This is a genomic window from Bradyrhizobium sp. USDA 4510 (genome assembly GCF_054059095.1).
Window position 1 is genome coordinate 5,168,034 of the sequence record NZ_JBSSBT010000001.1, and the last position, 14,669, is coordinate 5,182,702.

Annotated in this window: 15 protein-coding genes and 2 pseudogenes; 3 read left to right on the forward strand and 14 right to left on the reverse strand. The window is 61.6% G+C overall.

Features of this window, described 5'->3' with window-relative positions:
- Nucleotides 1-35 precede the first annotated feature (35 nt).
- Nucleotides 36-1,718 (forward strand): SulP family inorganic anion transporter, encoded by a 1,683-nt coding sequence (locus tag ACVMDN_RS23985; RefSeq protein ID WP_456843657.1) that lies wholly within the window; start codon nt 36-38, stop codon nt 1,716-1,718.
- 197 nt (nt 1,719-1,915) lie between these two features.
- On the opposite strand, the pseudogene ACVMDN_RS23990 reads toward ACVMDN_RS23985, so the two are convergent.
- From ACVMDN_RS23990 to ACVMDN_RS24030, 9 genes and pseudogenes are all read right to left on the reverse strand, one after another.
- A pseudogene (locus ACVMDN_RS23990) lies at nt 1,916-2,370 on the reverse strand (hypothetical protein).
- Nucleotides 2,371-2,373: 3 nt separating this feature from the next.
- A pseudogene (locus tag ACVMDN_RS23995) lies at nt 2,374-2,505 on the reverse strand (transposase); the annotation flags it as partial.
- Nucleotides 2,506-2,551: 46 nt separating this feature from the next.
- Nucleotides 2,552-3,109: a tetratricopeptide repeat protein gene (locus tag ACVMDN_RS24000; RefSeq protein ID WP_456834867.1), complete on the reverse strand. Its 558-nt coding sequence runs from the start codon at nt 3,107-3,109 to the stop codon at nt 2,552-2,554.
- Nucleotides 3,110-3,588: 479 nt separating this feature from the next.
- The gene (locus ACVMDN_RS24005) at nt 3,589-4,605 is read right to left on the reverse strand and encodes a 4-hydroxythreonine-4-phosphate dehydrogenase PdxA (RefSeq protein WP_316399002.1); all 1,017 of its coding nucleotides are present in this window, start codon (nt 4,603-4,605) and stop codon (nt 3,589-3,591) included.
- Entirely contained in the window at nt 4,602-6,140 is a 1,539-nt protein-coding gene (locus ACVMDN_RS24010; protein ID WP_316399003.1) for a tripartite tricarboxylate transporter permease, read from the reverse strand. Before ACVMDN_RS24010 ends, ACVMDN_RS24005 begins: the two co-directional genes overlap by 4 nt.
- A gap of 11 nt (nt 6,141-6,151) precedes the next feature.
- Entirely contained in the window at nt 6,152-6,634 is a 483-nt protein-coding gene (locus ACVMDN_RS24015; RefSeq protein WP_316399004.1) for a tripartite tricarboxylate transporter TctB family protein, read from the reverse strand.
- 31 nt (nt 6,635-6,665) lie between these two features.
- Nucleotides 6,666-7,658, reverse strand: a complete 993-nt coding sequence (locus ACVMDN_RS24020) for a Bug family tripartite tricarboxylate transporter substrate binding protein (RefSeq protein WP_316399005.1) — start codon at nt 7,656-7,658, stop codon at nt 6,666-6,668.
- 61 nt (nt 7,659-7,719) lie between these two features.
- Entirely contained in the window at nt 7,720-8,979 is a 1,260-nt protein-coding gene (locus tag ACVMDN_RS24025) for a CaiB/BaiF CoA transferase family protein (protein WP_316399006.1), read from the reverse strand.
- Nucleotides 8,980-8,988: 9 nt separating this feature from the next.
- On the reverse strand, nt 8,989-9,786 hold the full coding sequence (locus ACVMDN_RS24030; protein WP_456834866.1) for an enoyl-CoA hydratase/isomerase family protein: 798 nt from the start codon (nt 9,784-9,786) through the stop codon (nt 8,989-8,991).
- 34 nt (nt 9,787-9,820) lie between these two features.
- Here ACVMDN_RS24030 and ACVMDN_RS24035 point away from each other — a divergent pair, with 34 nt between their 5' ends.
- A complete protein-coding gene (locus ACVMDN_RS24035) occupies nt 9,821-10,570 on the forward strand; it encodes a GntR family transcriptional regulator (protein ID WP_316399008.1) in 750 nt (249 codons plus the stop codon).
- Between the two features lie 73 nt (nt 10,571-10,643).
- Here the strand turns inward: ACVMDN_RS24035 and ACVMDN_RS24040 are convergent, their stop codons facing one another.
- The 3 genes from ACVMDN_RS24040 to ACVMDN_RS24050 all read right to left on the reverse strand — a co-directional run bounded on the left by ACVMDN_RS24040 (nt 10,644) and on the right by ACVMDN_RS24050 (nt 12,204).
- Nucleotides 10,644-11,066: a hypothetical protein gene (locus ACVMDN_RS24040; protein WP_456834865.1), complete on the reverse strand. Its 423-nt coding sequence runs from the start codon at nt 11,064-11,066 to the stop codon at nt 10,644-10,646.
- Between the two features lie 194 nt (nt 11,067-11,260).
- Nucleotides 11,261-11,698, reverse strand: coding sequence for a hypothetical protein (locus ACVMDN_RS24045; protein WP_253639337.1), 438 nt, complete (start codon nt 11,696-11,698; stop codon nt 11,261-11,263).
- Between the two features lie 296 nt (nt 11,699-11,994).
- Nucleotides 11,995-12,204 (reverse strand): helix-turn-helix domain-containing protein, encoded by a 210-nt coding sequence (locus ACVMDN_RS24050; protein ID WP_141342269.1) that lies wholly within the window; start codon nt 12,202-12,204, stop codon nt 11,995-11,997.
- 169 nt (nt 12,205-12,373) lie between these two features.
- On the opposite strand from ACVMDN_RS24050, the gene ACVMDN_RS24055 reads away from it, so the two are divergent.
- Nucleotides 12,374-12,652, forward strand: a complete 279-nt coding sequence (locus ACVMDN_RS24055; RefSeq protein ID WP_141342268.1) for a DNA -binding domain-containing protein — start codon at nt 12,374-12,376, stop codon at nt 12,650-12,652.
- Between the two features lie 807 nt (nt 12,653-13,459).
- Here the strand turns inward: ACVMDN_RS24055 and ACVMDN_RS24060 are convergent.
- A complete protein-coding gene (locus ACVMDN_RS24060; RefSeq protein ID WP_194295329.1) occupies nt 13,460-13,636 on the reverse strand; it encodes a hypothetical protein in 177 nt (58 codons plus the stop codon).
- Nucleotides 13,637-13,777: 141 nt separating this feature from the next.
- Entirely contained in the window at nt 13,778-14,650 is an 873-nt protein-coding gene (locus ACVMDN_RS24065) for an alpha/beta fold hydrolase (protein WP_253623533.1), read from the reverse strand.
- Nucleotides 14,651-14,669 lie beyond the last annotated feature (19 nt).

A 14,669-nucleotide genomic window follows, 5' to 3' on the forward strand; every position in this document is an offset into this window, starting at 1 on the left:
GCATGATGGATCGTCTAACGCGTATTGCGCCCGGATTGATCAAACTCTTGTCCTACAGATTTGCCGAAGACTTTCGGCATGATCTGTTGGCAGGAGTCTCCGTTGCCGCAGTGGCCTTGCCGGTCGCGATCGCCTACGCGCAGCTGGCGGGCTTCAATCCAGTCGTGGGGCTTTATTCGAGCATTCTGCCGCTAGTCGCGTACGCCATCTTCGGCACTTCACGGCAAATGATCGTGAATCCCGATGCAGCGGGGTGCGCTATGGTCGCTGCCGCTGTAGCTCCGCTGGCGGGCGGAAATTCCGAATTATACTGGTCGCTGGCGGTCGCAGTTACGTTTCTGGCCGGCATATTCTGCATTGCAGCGAGTTTTTTTCGGCTCGGAGCGCTGGCGGAATTTCTCTCCAAGCCAATCCTTGTCGGACTCTTGAATGGAGTCGCAATTTCGATTTGCCTCGGGCAAGTCGGCAAGCTTCTCGGCTTTTCCATCGAGTCCAAACGGATCATTCCGCAGCTGTTCGAAATCTTCACCAAGCTGCCTCAGACGCAGGTTCCGACGCTGATCGTGGGAGCGGCAAGCCTGGCAATATTGCTTGGGCTGGCGCGCTGGGCGCCGCGACTTCCGACTGCTCCACTCATATTGATCGCTGCCGGCGCGGCGGTCGCCCTGTTCGGGCTGGACCGATATGGAGTTGCAATTCTAGGGCCGGTCGCCGGCGGTGCGCCGCCGTTGCGATTGCCCAGATTTCCTCAAGACGACATACCATCCCTACTTGGCAGCGCGGCGGGGTTAGCTCTCGTGCTGTTTTCGAGCGGCATGTTGACAGCGCGCAGCTTTGCATCGAAGGGTGGGTACAACGTCGACGCAGATCGTGAATTGGCAGCTTTTGGTGCTGCGAATCTCGCCTCTGCCTTATCTCAAGGGTTCGCCGTAACCGGCGCTGACTCGCGCACGGCGGTAGCCGCTGCGGCCGGCGGCCGCACCCAGGTGACTGGCCTAGTGGCTGCGGTGACGATCACTGCAGTGTTGCTGTTTTTGACCGGCCCCTTACGATATGTGCCGATTGCGGCCTTGGGCGCACTGCTTGTTTTCGCTTCAATTTCGCTATTCGACACACGAACGCTACGCGAAATCTGGAGCATCGATCGTACCGAGGTCGGCTTGGCCGTGATCACTACGCTGGGAGTGGTCGCGCTGGGGGCCATCAACGGAATCCTCATCGCGGTGGGGTTGGCCCTGGTCCGCTTCGTCAAGTTGACCGCACGGCCCAGAGACGAAGTCCTGGGAACAGTCGACGGGCTTCCCGGCCTGCATTCGATCGACCGACATCCGGACGCCAGGACGTTTCCGGGTCTCGTGCTCTACCGCTTCGATGGCCCGCTTACCTTCTTCAATTCCGATTACTTCAAGACGAGAGCGCTTGCGGCAGCCGAGGCTGCAGGCCCGGAACTTCGATGGTTTGTGATTGATGCAATTCCAGTCAGCCAGATCGACATAAACGGTCTGTATGCGCTTCGCGATTTGCGGGAAAGGCTGGAAGCGCGCGGAGCGTCCCTGATACTAGCCGGGCGCAAGGCCGAGTTTCTCGACTGGTTTCGGGAAGCCGGTCTCTACCGGCCGGAACATGAAACATGGATCTTCCCCACGCTACGCCAGGCCCTGAAGGGCTATCGGCAGGCGGAGCAACGCGTCGCGCCGCTTAAGCAGGACGATCTGTGAACTTCCGATCTGGGTCAAAAGCGCCGTTCGGAAGCTCGGCCACCCGCTTCCGGTCTACCCCGACGAGCTGACAATTCAGGGGGCGCCCGGACTTCGCATTCGGGTCACTTCCGGCCTCATGCGCCGCGGCAAACTGCCCGACTACTCGATCATGTCGTCGACGTGGGCGGGACCGTATTGGAGCCGACCGAGAAGGTTCAGCGCCCAACCGATCCTAACGCATCGAGGTAACACGGTTGGTACATCGCCTGCAGTTGCTTGCCGCGCAGGAAGATCATCTGCGGCGTTAACCCGCCGCGCGCGGCGATCCACCGCTGCACCGATGCTGGATATAGTACAGCATCATGGTTGCTTCGCGATTGGTGAAGGTGCGGCCGTTGGTGCCGAAATCATAGGCGGCATGGAAACCAAGCGCCGCACGCGAGGTCACGCAGATTTTGTCGTGAGGGACTGCGCCGAGGACGATGGGGCAGGCCGAGGCACAGAGACCATCAATGATCACGGATTGTCCGGATGAGCGCAGGCGTTGAAATTTGGTGATGTAGCCTCCGATTTGACCGCCCCGATCATCGGCAATGCGGACTGCCGCGTGACTTGCCCCGACACCCGCAAGCAGGAGCGCTGCCGCAAGCAGACACCTTACGAACTTCATTATCCCTACCCTGGTTCGAGCAAGCCGGATGCCATTAAGGACACGACGGTCATTCACCCGCGGTACGCCGCGCGGCTTGTTCGGCAGCATTGGCTTGATGGCGGCCCATTCTTCGTCACTGAGTTTGTAGCGCATAACACCCTCTCGGTCACCGGCTTGAACCACGGCTCGGGGGGAAGGCTCAACTTCGCTCCTCAAAAGGAAGTTCGGACGCTAGCCCAGCTTTCAGAAGGCCCTCAATCATCAGCTTCGAGTTTGGTTGCCCGGCCCGAGCAAGCCATGCGGATATGGTAAAGCCGGGATCGACCTCAAGCAGACGACCTACCGCCTCACGCGCCTCGGCATTACGTCCCAAATGGGCCAAAGCAGACACCAAAGCGCGGTGAGTTGATGAGTCCGATGAGTTGTGACGAAGAGCCTTCTTGGAAACCGCGACTGCCTCCTCGAAACGCCGAAGCTCGATCAATGATTGGCCAACGCCGGTAAGCGCATTGTGAAGCAGAGGAAACAACGGGTCCAAGCGAATGCCGCGTTCGAAGCTCCGAATTGCTTCTTCGAAGCGGCCTGCGAATTTAAAGACCCAACCTCCTTGACGCCAAGCGCGCGCGTCATTTGGATTTGGCGCGACCGCTCGCTCAACAAGATCGATGCCGGTTTCGTGGTCGCCGACAAGAAATGCGGTAACAAACCCCGCGATACCCAGCGCTCCCGTATCATTCGCGTCGACACTCAATGCCAAGCGAGCCAGCCGTATAGCTTCAGTGCGGTCGAATTGAAGATCAGTTGAATAGCCCTGTTGGCTGCCAACAGTCTTCGACTGTCGCTCCAGCAGCAGACGGATTTTCCAGGGGATTCAGATTATATAGCAATTTCAATTAAATAAGGGTTCGCGGTTTTATTCTGAATGGCGCGCCATTTGCGTACCATTTGCGTACAAAACTCCGAACGATAGGGGCGCACCTTGCCTGGTCGCAATCACGTCAGGTTTGGCGGCCTCTGCCGAGCGCGCAAGCGGGCTCCAGGATCCTGAGGCCACGCGATAGCGCGAGCAAAGTTGAGCAAGGGTGGTCCGCTTTGCGCCAAAACTGCCCTCCCCGCCGAGCCGCTCCTTGGCCGCGCGAAGCGGACACCAAGGTGCCACCGCTCCTGCCGGTAAGTGCCATGATCCCCGTGGCAACTCGCTTATGCGGGCGACATCAGGCAGGCGCTCTTCTCCCACTAGTGCAAGTCAGACGGACGGCGACGAGCGGCCATCTCCGCCGCGAGCAGCAACGCGGCACGGCTGGCGCCAACGGAGGCAATCCCCCGGCCTGCGATATCGTAGGCGGTACCGTGGGCGGGCGTGCAAATTGGAAACGGAAAGCCCCCGAGCAGGGTCACGCCACGATCGAAACCCATGAGCTTCATCGCGATCTGGCCCTGATCGTGGTACATGGTCAGCACCGCATCAAAGGCGCCATTTTTCGCGCGCAGAAATACTGTGTCGGCCGGAAACGGCCCCTCGGCGGCGATGCCCTCGCGCTGGCCCGCTGCAATCGCGGGCGCGATCACGTCGATCTCCTCGCGGCCGAAATTGCCGCCGTCGCCGGCGTGCGGATTAAGTCCCGCAATCGCAATACGCGGCCGCGCAAAGCCGGCATTCCGCATGCAGGAATCGGTCAGCTTCAGCGCACGATGGATGCGATCGCTAGATAATCGCGCAGCGACGTCCTTGAGTGGGATATGCGAGGTGACCCGCGCATTCCAGAGCTCGCCGAGCACATTGAATTCGCTCGCTGCGGTCTTGAGCCCGACGACCTCGGCGGAGAACGCGATCTCGTCGTCATAGTCGGCGCGTGCGAGCCGCATCGCCTGCTTGTTGAACGGGGTGAAGCAGACCGCATCCACGCGTTCGTCCCGACCAAGCTCGAGCGCGCAGCGATAGTTCGCCAGCGCGAACCTGCCGCCGGCAAGGCTCGCACTCCCGCGTTCGACCTCCGCGGGATCCAGATGACCGAGATCGACAAACAGCGCGTCGCCCTCCGCTACGCGGAGGTCCGTCCCCTGTTTCACCGTCTTCAGCTGCGGCGTGATGCCGGCGGCGCGCGCGCCCTCGTCGAAGATCCGCCGGTCGCCGATCACGACGAGCCCACTGCGGGCACGGATATCGTCCTGCGCCACGAGCTTCGCGGTCAGCTCCGGGCTGATGCCGGCGGGATCTCCCATTGCCAGCGCGATGAGCGGCTTTGCGGTCATATGATCACCTTCTCCTGGCCTGGCGTCTCGGCGGGGGATGATGCGGGCTTGCGCCAGACATGCGTGAGCTGCAATACGAGCGGAAGCAGCAACAGCGCGATGCCGACCACCACCAGGCTCGTCACCAGCCCGTTTGCAAAGAAGATTCCGAGCGAGCCCCTGGACATCAGCATCGACTGCCGGAACGCGTCCTCCGCCTTGTCTCCGATGACGATCGCGAGCACCAGCGGGGCGAGCGGATAGAACAGCTTCTTGAAGAGATAGCCGACGACCCCGAAGCCAAGCATCAGGACCACGTCGAGATAGGAGTTCGACACCGAATAGGCGCCGACGACGCAAATGATCACGATCAACGGCGCGATAACTACAAAGGGAATCCGCATCAGGGCGGCAAAGACGGGAACGGTGAGCAGCACAAGCGCGACGGCGACGATGTTGCCGACATACATCGAAGCGATCAGTCCCCACACGAACTCCTTCTGGTCGACGAACAGCATCGGCCCGGGATTGAGCCCCCAGATCATCAGCCCCCCCATCATGACGGCCGCGGTGGCGGAGCCGGGAATGCCGAGCGAGAGCATCGGCAGCAGCGCGCTGGTGCCGGCCGCGTGATCAGCCGTCTCTGGCGAGATGATCCCTTCGACCTCGCCGGTGCCGAAATGCCGGCCACGGCGCGAAAAGCGCCTTGCGATGCCGTAGCTCATAAAGGACGCCGCCGTCGGGCCGCCCGGCGTGATTCCCATCCAGCATCCGATAGCCGCGCTCCGAAGCAGGGCAACGCCATGCCGCGGCAGCCGGGCGACCGCGCGAAACACCTCGGCCCAGTCGATCTTCGAGGAAACAGCGCGCGCATGGATCTCCTCCTCTACGGCGACCAGGAGTTCGCCGATGCCGAACAGGCCCATCACCGCGACGACGAAGCTTATGCCTTTCACGAGCTCATCGACGCCCATCGTAAGGCGCACGCTGCCGGAGACGGTGTCAATGCCGATGGCGGCGATCGCAAAGCCGATCGCCAGCGCCACAACGGTCTTGATCGGCGCCGCGCCGCCCATGCCAACGAAGCTCGCGAAGGCGAGAAAATAGACCGCAAAATATTCAGGCGGCCCAAAGGCGAGCGCGACCTGCGCGACCCAGGAGGCGAGGAAGGTGATCAGGATGACGCCGATCAGCGCGCCGAATGCAGCTGAGCCAAAGGCGGTGGCAAGCGCCGTCGTCGGCCGGCCGTCGCGCGCCATCGGGTACCCGTCGAAAGTGGTTGCGACCGACGACGGCTCGCCGGGAATGTTGAACAGGATCGAGGTCACTGAACCACCGAACAGTGCGCCCCAGTACATGCTCGAGAGCAGGATGATCGCCGACACCGGCTGCATGCCGAAGGTCAGCGGCAGGAGCAGTGATACGCCGTTCGGCGCGCCCAGCCCTGGCAGCACGCCGACGAGAATGCCGAGCAGCACGCCGATTACCATCAGCGCCAGGTGCGGCACCGTCACCGCGATGGTGAAGCCGTGCAGGAGTTCCCCGAGATTGTCCATCGGCCTCTCCGTCAGAACCCGAACGCGGCGGCAAGCGCACCGTGCGGCAGCGTCACCTGGAACATGCGCTCGAACACCACGTAGAGCGCGAGCGATAGAGCGACCGCCATGGCGAGCGCACGCGGCACGGATCGATGTCCGGGGAACGCGAGTACCGCGAAGACGTAGAAGGCCGAGGCGAGATACATCCCGACCAGCGGGATGGCCGCCACAAAAATCGCGGCTGGAACGAACAGTCCGGCGAGCCTGCGCAGCTCGGTCGGGGTGATGGCCACGGGAACGCTTGCGAGCGTCGCACCGGGCAGGATACCGCGGATGAGATTGTAGAGGCTGCCGAGGACGATGATGACGCCGGTCAGGAGCGGAAACGTGCCGGCATCCACGCCCGCGCTCGACCAGCCGATGCCGTTGTCGAGGCTGGAGACGACCACTGCGACACCAAAGCTCCCGGTAAGGATGGCGGTCGCGAGCTCAAGATTGCGGCGTGAAATCATCAAGGGCTCCTGGAGGTGGTGTTGCACCGTCTCACTTGATGAGCCAACCCTGCTCGCTCGCAACCCGCTTGAGGTGCTCGAGATCCTCCCTGATGAACTTGTCGAAGTCGGCGCCGGTCAGGAAGGTGTCCACTTGGGAGGTCTGCTCGATATAGGCCTTCCATTCCGGAGCCGCCTGCACCCTCTTCATGAGGTCGACATAGAACGCGGTCTGGTCCTGCGTCACCTTGCCGGGCAACCACACTGTCCGCGGCTGCTCATATTGCGCGATGTCGAGGCCCTGCTCGACGCAGGTCGGAACGTCGCTCCAGCCTTCGGTCGCCGTGACCTTGGGCCCCTGCGGCAGCCGCCTCGAGCTGAAGGCGCAGAGCGGGCGCTGCGTTCCGCCACGCCATTGGCCGAGGCTCTCGCTGGGATTGTTGACGTGGGAATCGATGTGCCCGCCGGCGAGCTGCACGGCGGCCTCCGCGCCGCTCTTGAACGGGATGTAGGTCAGTTTGACGTGACCGACCTTCTCGATCATGCGGGTGAGCACCTCGTCGGTATCCTTGGACTGCGCACCACCCATCTTGAACTCGCCCGATGCGGCCGCCTTCAGGTAGTCGCCTGCCGTCTTGTACGGCGCGTCCTGCTTGACCCAGAGCAGAAACTCGTCCTGCGCCATTGCGGCGATCGGGGTGAGATCGGTGTAGTTGAAGGCGACCCTGGAGACGAGCGGTTGCTGCCAGGCATTCGACGTCCCGAAGATCACCTTGTAGGGATCGCCCGCGGATGCCTTGCCATAGACATAGCCTTCCGCGCCACTGCCACCGCCCTTGTTGACGACCACGATCGGCTGGTCCGTGAGCTTGTACTTGGTGATGATGTTCTGCACAGCACGCGCCAGATTGTCGGTGCCGCCGCCCGGCCCGGCCGTGGCCACGAACTCGATCGGCTTCTGCGGTTGCCAGGCCGCAAACGCCGGCATCGTGCCGGCGAGCACGGCCGCCGCGGCGGAGAGCAGAATCGGTGACGTCCTACGCATTGGTTTCCTCCGTGACTTTTGATTGTTTTCTTTTTGTAATGTCTGTCGTTTCGATACCCGCTCAGACGACTCGTTCCTCGCGCCGCGTGAACGCCGAAACGATTGCGCCCTGTTGTTCGAGCGCTTCGATCTGCTCTTCATCGAAGCCATATTCCGCCAGCACCTCGCGCGTATGCTCGCCATAGACGGGTGCACCGGAACGGACTTTCCCGGGCGTCTCCGAGAACTTGACGGGTAGTCCAATCGTCTTCACGGGGCCGAGCGTGGAATGCTCAACCTCGACGACCATCTCGCGTGCCAGCGTCTGCGGGTCGCTCAGCGCCTCCAGCATGTCGTGTACAGGACCGCACGGCACGCCCTTCTCATCCAGCACCGCAAGCCAATGCGCCCGTGAACTGACGCGGAAACGTTGGCTCAAGACCGCTTCGAGCTCCTTCAGATTCGCCATGCGGTCGGCGCCGGTAACGAAGCGCGGATCGGTGGCGAGCTCGGTTGCGCCAAGCGCCTCCAGCATCAACAGCCAATGCTTCTTGTTGGCGCCGCCGACCACGAGCCAGCCGTCTGAGGCTTCAAAGGCCTGATAGGGCGCGTTGAGTGGATGCGCCGACCCCATCGCGCGCGGTGCTGAACCTGCGGCAAGCGCGATGGTCGATTGCCAATAGGTCTGTACCAGGGCTGCTTCATAGAGCGAAGTCTCGACCCACTGCCCCTCGCCGGTCTTCAAGCGATGCGCATACGCAGCCAGAATCCCCATGCTCGCGAGCAGGCCCGCGGTAATGTCGGACAGCGGCGGGCCGCATTTTACGGGCGGGCCATCGGGACGCTCGCCGGTGAAGCTCATGATGCCGCTCATCGCCTGCGCGACGAGATCGAATCCCCTGCGATGCTTGTAGGGACCGGTGCGGCCAAAGCCCGACAGCGAGCAGTAGATCAGTGCCGGATGCTCCTTGTGCAGGTCCTCGTAGCCGAAGCCCAGGCGCTCCATGGCGCCCGGTGCAAAATTCTCGACCAGGACGTCGGCGCTCGCGATCAGCCGCCGCAGCACCTGTTTGCCGCCAGCGGTCTTCAGATCCAGCACGATGCCGCGCTTGTTGCGGTTCATCATCAGGAAGGAGGCCGCCTCCTCACCGATCTTCGGCGGGACCGAGTGGCGGGTGTCATCGCCGTTGGGCCATTTCTCGATCTTGATGACGTCGGCGCCCATGTCGGCGAGCATCAGCGTACAGGTCGGCCCCGCCATGACGTGGGTGAGATCGATGACCTTGAGACCGGCAAGCGGACCTGTGGGGCGAACAGTGGATTGCGATCGATTTCCTTGCATCGGCCTGTCCTATTGACCGCGCCACTGCGGGGCGCGCTTGTTGAGAAATGCGTCGAGCCCTTCGCGAAAATCCTGGCTCGTGTAGCACATCAGGATCAGGTCCTCGCCTTGCTCCCGCGTGAGTCGTTCTTGCAGGCGTGCCACCGCCTGCTTGGTCGCGTTCAGCGTCAGCGGCGCATGGTTGGCGACGAGCCGGGCGACTTCGTCGGCGCGCCTGTCGAGTGCCGCGCCATCGGCGACGACCTCGCTGAGCAGCCCGACGCTAGCGGCTTCGGTGGCGTCGACAAGGCGCGCCGTGAAGATCAGATCCTTGACGCGTGCAGCCCCAATGAGCGCGGTCAGACGGCTGACATTGGACATCGACAGGCAATTGCCGAGCGTCCGGGCGATCGGAAATCCGATACGCGCGCTCGTCGTGCCGATGCGCAGATCGCAGGCCGCGGCGATCCCCGCCCCTCCGCCGGTACAGAAGCCGTTGATTGCCGCGATCGTGGGCACCCGGCATTGCTCGAGTGTGGTGAGCACACGATCGATCCGGTTCTCGTAATCGAGCGCGTCCTGCGGCGTCTTGAATTCGCGAAACTGATTGATGTCCGTACCCGAGGCGAAGGCCTTGTCGCCCGCACCGCGCAGCACCAGCACCTTGAGGGAATGATCGCTATTGGCCTGCTCGCAAATTGCGGCGAGCCGCTCGTACATGGCGAAGGTGAAGGCATTGCGCGCCTGCGGGCGGTTAAAAACGACCCGCCCGATGCCGTCCTCGCGTTCAAAAACGAGGTCTTCCGTCTCCGCGATCTGCAGGTTCATTTCCTCATGCCTCGTCTTGTTTTCCCAATTTTGAATGCAAAATCTGGTATTTTCAAGCTGGAACTTCCAATCTCTCGAGCATAAACTCACTTTTGCATACAAAATGGAGCTTTGTCCTATGCTTCATGAGGACGTCGTCAGCCGTATCCGCGCCATCCTGCTCGACGGAGAAATCCCGCCAGGCGGGCGGATTCCCGAGCGCGACCTGTGCGAACGGCTACAGATCTCGCGCACACCGCTGCGCGAGGCTCTCAAGGTGCTCGCCGCCGAGGGTCTCGTGCAACTGCTGCCCAATCGCGGCTCGCGTGCGGCAAAGCTGACCGACAAGGACATGCGTGACCTCTTTGAGGTCTGCCAGGGCCTCGAGGCGCTCGCCGGTGAACTCGCCTGCGAGCGCATCACGGACGGCGAGATCGAACAGATTGCCGCCGCGCAAGCGGCGATGGCGCAGCATTATCGCGGCGGCGATTTGATCGAGTATTACCGCTGCAATCGCGCCATCCACGAAGCGATCGTCACCGCCGCCGGCAATCCTGTGCTGGCCGGACTCTATGCTTCTGTCACGGCCCGCATTCGCCGCGCCCGCTACGTCACGCCGATGACGCCGCAGCGCTGGGCGCTCGCCGTCATGGAGCACGAAGCGATCCTCAATGCCTTGCAGCGGCGCGACGGCACAGGCCTCTCCCACATCCTGCGCGCCCATCTCCGCCACAAGCGCGAAGAGGTTTTGCAGGCCGGATTTGCCGAAACGGACAGTGGCGACCTCACACGGCGCAGCGCGTGAGAATTTGCGTCGGCCGTCGAAAGGACAATCGAATGATTAGAGCGCGCGTCAGCGGCAGGCTCTGGTCTAGCCGTCACCTTAACACATTACCAACGGGCGCTTTGCTCGAGGTCGAAACGGAGACGGGCACCAGGTTGATCGCATTCGATCCGCTCGGCTGCGCGGACGGGAAAGCGTGCTGGTCACGCAAGGTTCGGTAGCAGCGGGATGATATAGTCGTTGGCGCATCGTGCGGCGCGATCGACGATCTCGGCATAGAGACTTGCTCCATAGCCTTGATCTCTTGTTCCTGGCGCCTTTTGTCGTGAAACGTAACCGCGCCGAAGCTAACGGCACTGCCAACGATCGTGCCGACTAAGCCAATCAATGCCGCGCTGAGATTTCCGCCGATGGACAGGCTCATCATCAGTGAGCCAGCCGCTACTACTCCCGCAAGGCCGGACAACGCGATCAATAGCACTAGGTGTTGCCGGTACGGGTTCGGTACTGTCGGCATCGCCTCCTCCGACGTTAGTCGTTGATCGCGGTGCCCGACGCCAACCGCGCATCAGTCGGCTGTGCGTGGCTCGGAGCAACGTAACCGATCACACCTGACCATCTGACATTAATCAAACCGTCAGCGGTCTGGACGCGTAAAAAGTCGTCGCCGGAATGAATGAAGTTGGTCGTAACTTCTGTATCGGTATGAATTTATCGACCCCAGCTGCCGTTTTCTGTAATGCGCTTAATAGCAACGGTGCTCGCTGCCCATACGCTCGGGTCCGGATGCTCGATATGCTTGATGTTCTCGATGCCGAAGACCTGCCCCGTAGCGCGAAGAGACATTACCAACTCTTCCGCGTATTTGATCGTCGGGAGGGCTTGCTTCCTGCTGCTCTCGGACAGGGCGGCCTCAAGAACTCCGAGCACGGCACCGGCTCCAACGGCCCATGCTGGCGATCCAATGAAACCCAAGCCGGTGGATACGCCGCCCATTTTTTGCGCGGCTTGCGCGCGCAAGCCCGCGATCTTTGCGAGTTGTTCGGCTGGATAGAGTTCGATGGCACGCACCTTCAGCGTTTGCCCTGACGAAAGCAGGAGCAGAGCGTGTTCTAAGGACGGCGACGGCGGAGAGGAAATGGATGACATGGAAATCGCGAAATCGGAGGAGAATAGAACAACTGTCGAAAATGCTAAAAACCTAGCCGCAACCGATGGTAGTGTACAAGCGGCGTGAGGCTGATTTCCCATTCACCCGGAAGGTTACGGGGTTGGATTGCAGGGGTCCGCCCTTTGCCGGTGCAGCGGAAATGAAGTCCTCTTCCCGGTTAGCCACCCCCAGCAAAACGCTAGGCGGCCAATGGCGCCAATTGCAGGAATATGGGACGAGCAGCACAATGCCGTTCAAGGAAGTACTGCCTGTTTTGAAAGAGGCTTTGGGAGCATCAATCCGACAGTAGTCTAGACAGCGGTATCGCAAGAACGTCTGCGATGCGCGCCATCACCAATAAACTCGGGTTACGCTTGCCGCGTTCAATTCCGCCCACGTAAGTCAGATCGATCTCGGATTCAAAGGCCAGTTCTTCCTGAGTCATTCCTCGCTGTTTGCGAAATTTGCGAACGTTCCTGCCAACAATTGCGCGCCAATCCTGCATTGTAGGATCGGGCATTGCCGGGTATATAGTCTCTAGGGAATATAGTCCATATTTTGCGTTTTTCGTATGAGCTCCGTTGCCTGCGTCGAGTGCCGTTTTAAGCGACTCGCCAAACTTCTGTGCTCGTGACGAACATCTCTGAATGGATGCGCATTCAACGAGGATCCCAATGCGAAAACCGCCGATCGATCCCACTATCGCTGACGTCGCTCCGGTCGACGCAACGCTCACGGTCTACGATGAGCAGCATCTGCGCACCTATCTTCGTTTACTCGATGCTGATGCGGGCGGCACTGATTGGCGCGAAATCACACAGACCTTGCTGCGCATCGACCCCGGCCAAGAGCCAGACCGTGCACGCAAAGCATTTGAGAGCCATTTGGCCCGTGCCAAATGGATGTCCGAGTGTGGATACCGGCAGCTGCTGCGCGGCGGAAACTCCAATTAGGGAATCAGGTGACCTAAACGCTCCGAGGAGCGAAGGCTCCGTCGCGAGGGGTGCTCAGCTCGCACCGAGCCTTACCTGCCTGGCCGGCCCATGCCGGGCCGGCGATATCCGGTCAAGGCCGCCAAAGCGGGGACGCGAAGCGCCAGCCTTGAGGGGATGGCGCCGGTCCGACCCACTCGCACCCGGCAGGCCAACGCCATCGCGATGTCACAAACCAAGTCCGCGTTTCCGTCCAAATGTCGCTCGATACCGCACCCCGCACGAGCGTCGGGTCACTTTGCCGAGCTCCCAAGACGCATCCCGATCGTCTGGCGGGGCCACGTCGCGATGACGTGGCTGTATTCTGGGTCTATGGTGCGCTCGGAGGGCGTTCGCATTTGCCGCGATTTCAGTGCTTTGCCGGAAGCGGCGACGTCGCAGGGAGCATTTCCGGCGTTTGGGTGCCTTTTAGGCCGAAATCGCAGGGCTGGCTGCTGGAGAATACAACCTGGCCCAATTGCCCGGAGCCCGTAGTTCTACGGGTGGGTTGGACGCGGCCTTGAATTAACCAAGGGAGATCTTTCGGGGTGGGTTTTCAAACCGACCCACCACCGCACCCGCCCGCTCAACGCGCCGTAGGCCAAATGGCCGAGCAGCGGATTTCTACTGCGGGTTGCAGGTTCGAACCTTGCCGGATCGTCAGTTCACTCGCCCGAGCGCAGCGGGTCTGTCAACCGCGTTGAGCATCGCTGACTCGTTTCCGGCCAAAAGCTCAGGAGCCGGCGACGTCACGGGGGTTCGTTCGGGCTACCACAACAACGAGTTCCCCTAGTCGCGGGTGCGTTTGAGCCGATCCAGGCGCAGCCTCTGCGCTCTCATGCGCCTTATTTCTTCGTCGAGCGCGCTCATTTTCTCGTCATGACGTTCGTTCTTCGACTTCGGCTCATCGCTATTTCGCAATTTCTTTAGCGCCTTTTCGACCGAGAGTTTTGGGGTGTCAGCCATTGATCCTCCGAAGCGATCCCTTCGATTCAAATTGGAGCTAGCAACAGTCAGTTGAGGTTCGAAGCGAGCAGGCCTTCTTCTGCGGCATGCCGCTTCTAATCGCCCGTCGACCGAACCAAGGATTTCGGATCTTCACGAGTTTCACCATCGCTGGTCGTTCAGGCCACCAAACCAGGCGCCAAAATAGCCGGCATAGAGTGGCGGCATTTCCAGGTTCATTGAGTGGCCGACGCCCGGGACGACGACCAACCGGCAGTTCGGCATCGCCGCCGCCATGGTCCGGAGGTCGGCGGGCGCGATCCAGCCGTCACCTTCGCCCCAGACGACGAGATGTGGATGCCGGATTTCGGGCATCCGCCGCTCGAGCTCGCGGCTTTCCCGCTCGCGTGTCAGATTGACGGGCGTGCCGATCCATATTCCCTCGGAGACGCCAAACGTCTGCTCCAGGATACGCTCGAACAGGGCTGGGATCGCGCCCAACCCCTCGCGGAACACCGGCACCGCATTCGGCGCCATGCTGTCCGGAAGGAACAAGGAAGAAGCAGCCGTCGCCATCATAGCGCGCGTCACCTCGCGGCTCGCCATCATCGCGCGGAACAGCCCGATCTGCTCCGCGTTGAACGCGAGCCCGAGTGGCGTCACGGGATCGAGCGCGAATACCCGGCCAAACCGCTCCGGCCGCATCAGCAACATGCGCGCCGCGATGATGCCGCCGGTGGAATGCGTCGCGAGATGACAGAATGGGATCTGCAGAGCATCCAGCGCCGCCAGCATGTCGAGCGCATGTTGCTGCATCGAGTAGTTGGTATAGCCCGGCGTGGCGGCCGGGCGATCGCTGTCGCCACAACCGCGCCAGTCGATTCCGATGACCCGAAGGCCGCTCGGGAACAAGGGGGCGGCGAGCTCGATCCAGTCCTTGCTGGCGAGATTGCCGTGGACGAAGACGACCGTGGTTTCGCCTTCGCCCCACTCCCGCCAGCCAAGGTCGACCTCTCCGGCACGCACTTTGGGCATTGCTACAGTTTGATCCTCT

What these genes read in the sequence shown, in the direction of transcription:
- ACVMDN_RS24035 (WP_316399008.1), top strand. Translation starts at nt 9,821, where the DNA reads ATGCAAAATCTGGTATTTTCAAGCTGGAACTTCCAATCTCTCGAGCAT.
- ACVMDN_RS24030 (WP_456834866.1), bottom strand. Translation starts at nt 9,786, where the DNA reads ATGAACCTGCAGATCGCGGAGACGGAAGACCTCGTTTTTGAACGCGAG.
- ACVMDN_RS24025 (WP_316399006.1), bottom strand. Translation starts at nt 8,979, where the DNA reads ATGCAAGGAAATCGATCGCAATCCACTGTTCGCCCCACAGGTCCGCTT.
- ACVMDN_RS24060 (WP_194295329.1), bottom strand. Translation starts at nt 13,636, where the DNA reads ATGGCTGACACCCCAAAACTCTCGGTCGAAAAGGCGCTAAAGAAATTG.
- ACVMDN_RS24020 (WP_316399005.1), bottom strand. Translation starts at nt 7,658, where the DNA reads ATGCGTAGGACGTCACCGATTCTGCTCTCCGCCGCGGCGGCCGTGCTC.
- ACVMDN_RS24010 (WP_316399003.1), bottom strand. Translation starts at nt 6,140, where the DNA reads ATGGACAATCTCGGGGAACTCCTGCACGGCTTCACCATCGCGGTGACG.
- ACVMDN_RS24050 (WP_141342269.1), bottom strand. Translation starts at nt 12,204, where the DNA reads ATGCAGGATTGGCGCGCAATTGTTGGCAGGAACGTTCGCAAATTTCGC.
- ACVMDN_RS24045 (WP_253639337.1), bottom strand. Translation starts at nt 11,698, where the DNA reads ATGTCATCCATTTCCTCTCCGCCGTCGCCGTCCTTAGAACACGCTCTG.
- ACVMDN_RS24040 (WP_456834865.1), bottom strand. Translation starts at nt 11,066, where the DNA reads ATGCCGACAGTACCGAACCCGTACCGGCAACACCTAGTGCTATTGATC.
- ACVMDN_RS24005 (WP_316399002.1), bottom strand. Translation starts at nt 4,605, where the DNA reads ATGACCGCAAAGCCGCTCATCGCGCTGGCAATGGGAGATCCCGCCGGC.
- ACVMDN_RS24055 (WP_141342268.1), top strand. Translation starts at nt 12,374, where the DNA reads ATGCGAAAACCGCCGATCGATCCCACTATCGCTGACGTCGCTCCGGTC.
- ACVMDN_RS24065 (WP_253623533.1), bottom strand. Translation starts at nt 14,650, where the DNA reads ATGCCCAAAGTGCGTGCCGGAGAGGTCGACCTTGGCTGGCGGGAGTGG.
- ACVMDN_RS24015 (WP_316399004.1), bottom strand. Translation starts at nt 6,634, where the DNA reads ATGATTTCACGCCGCAATCTTGAGCTCGCGACCGCCATCCTTACCGGG.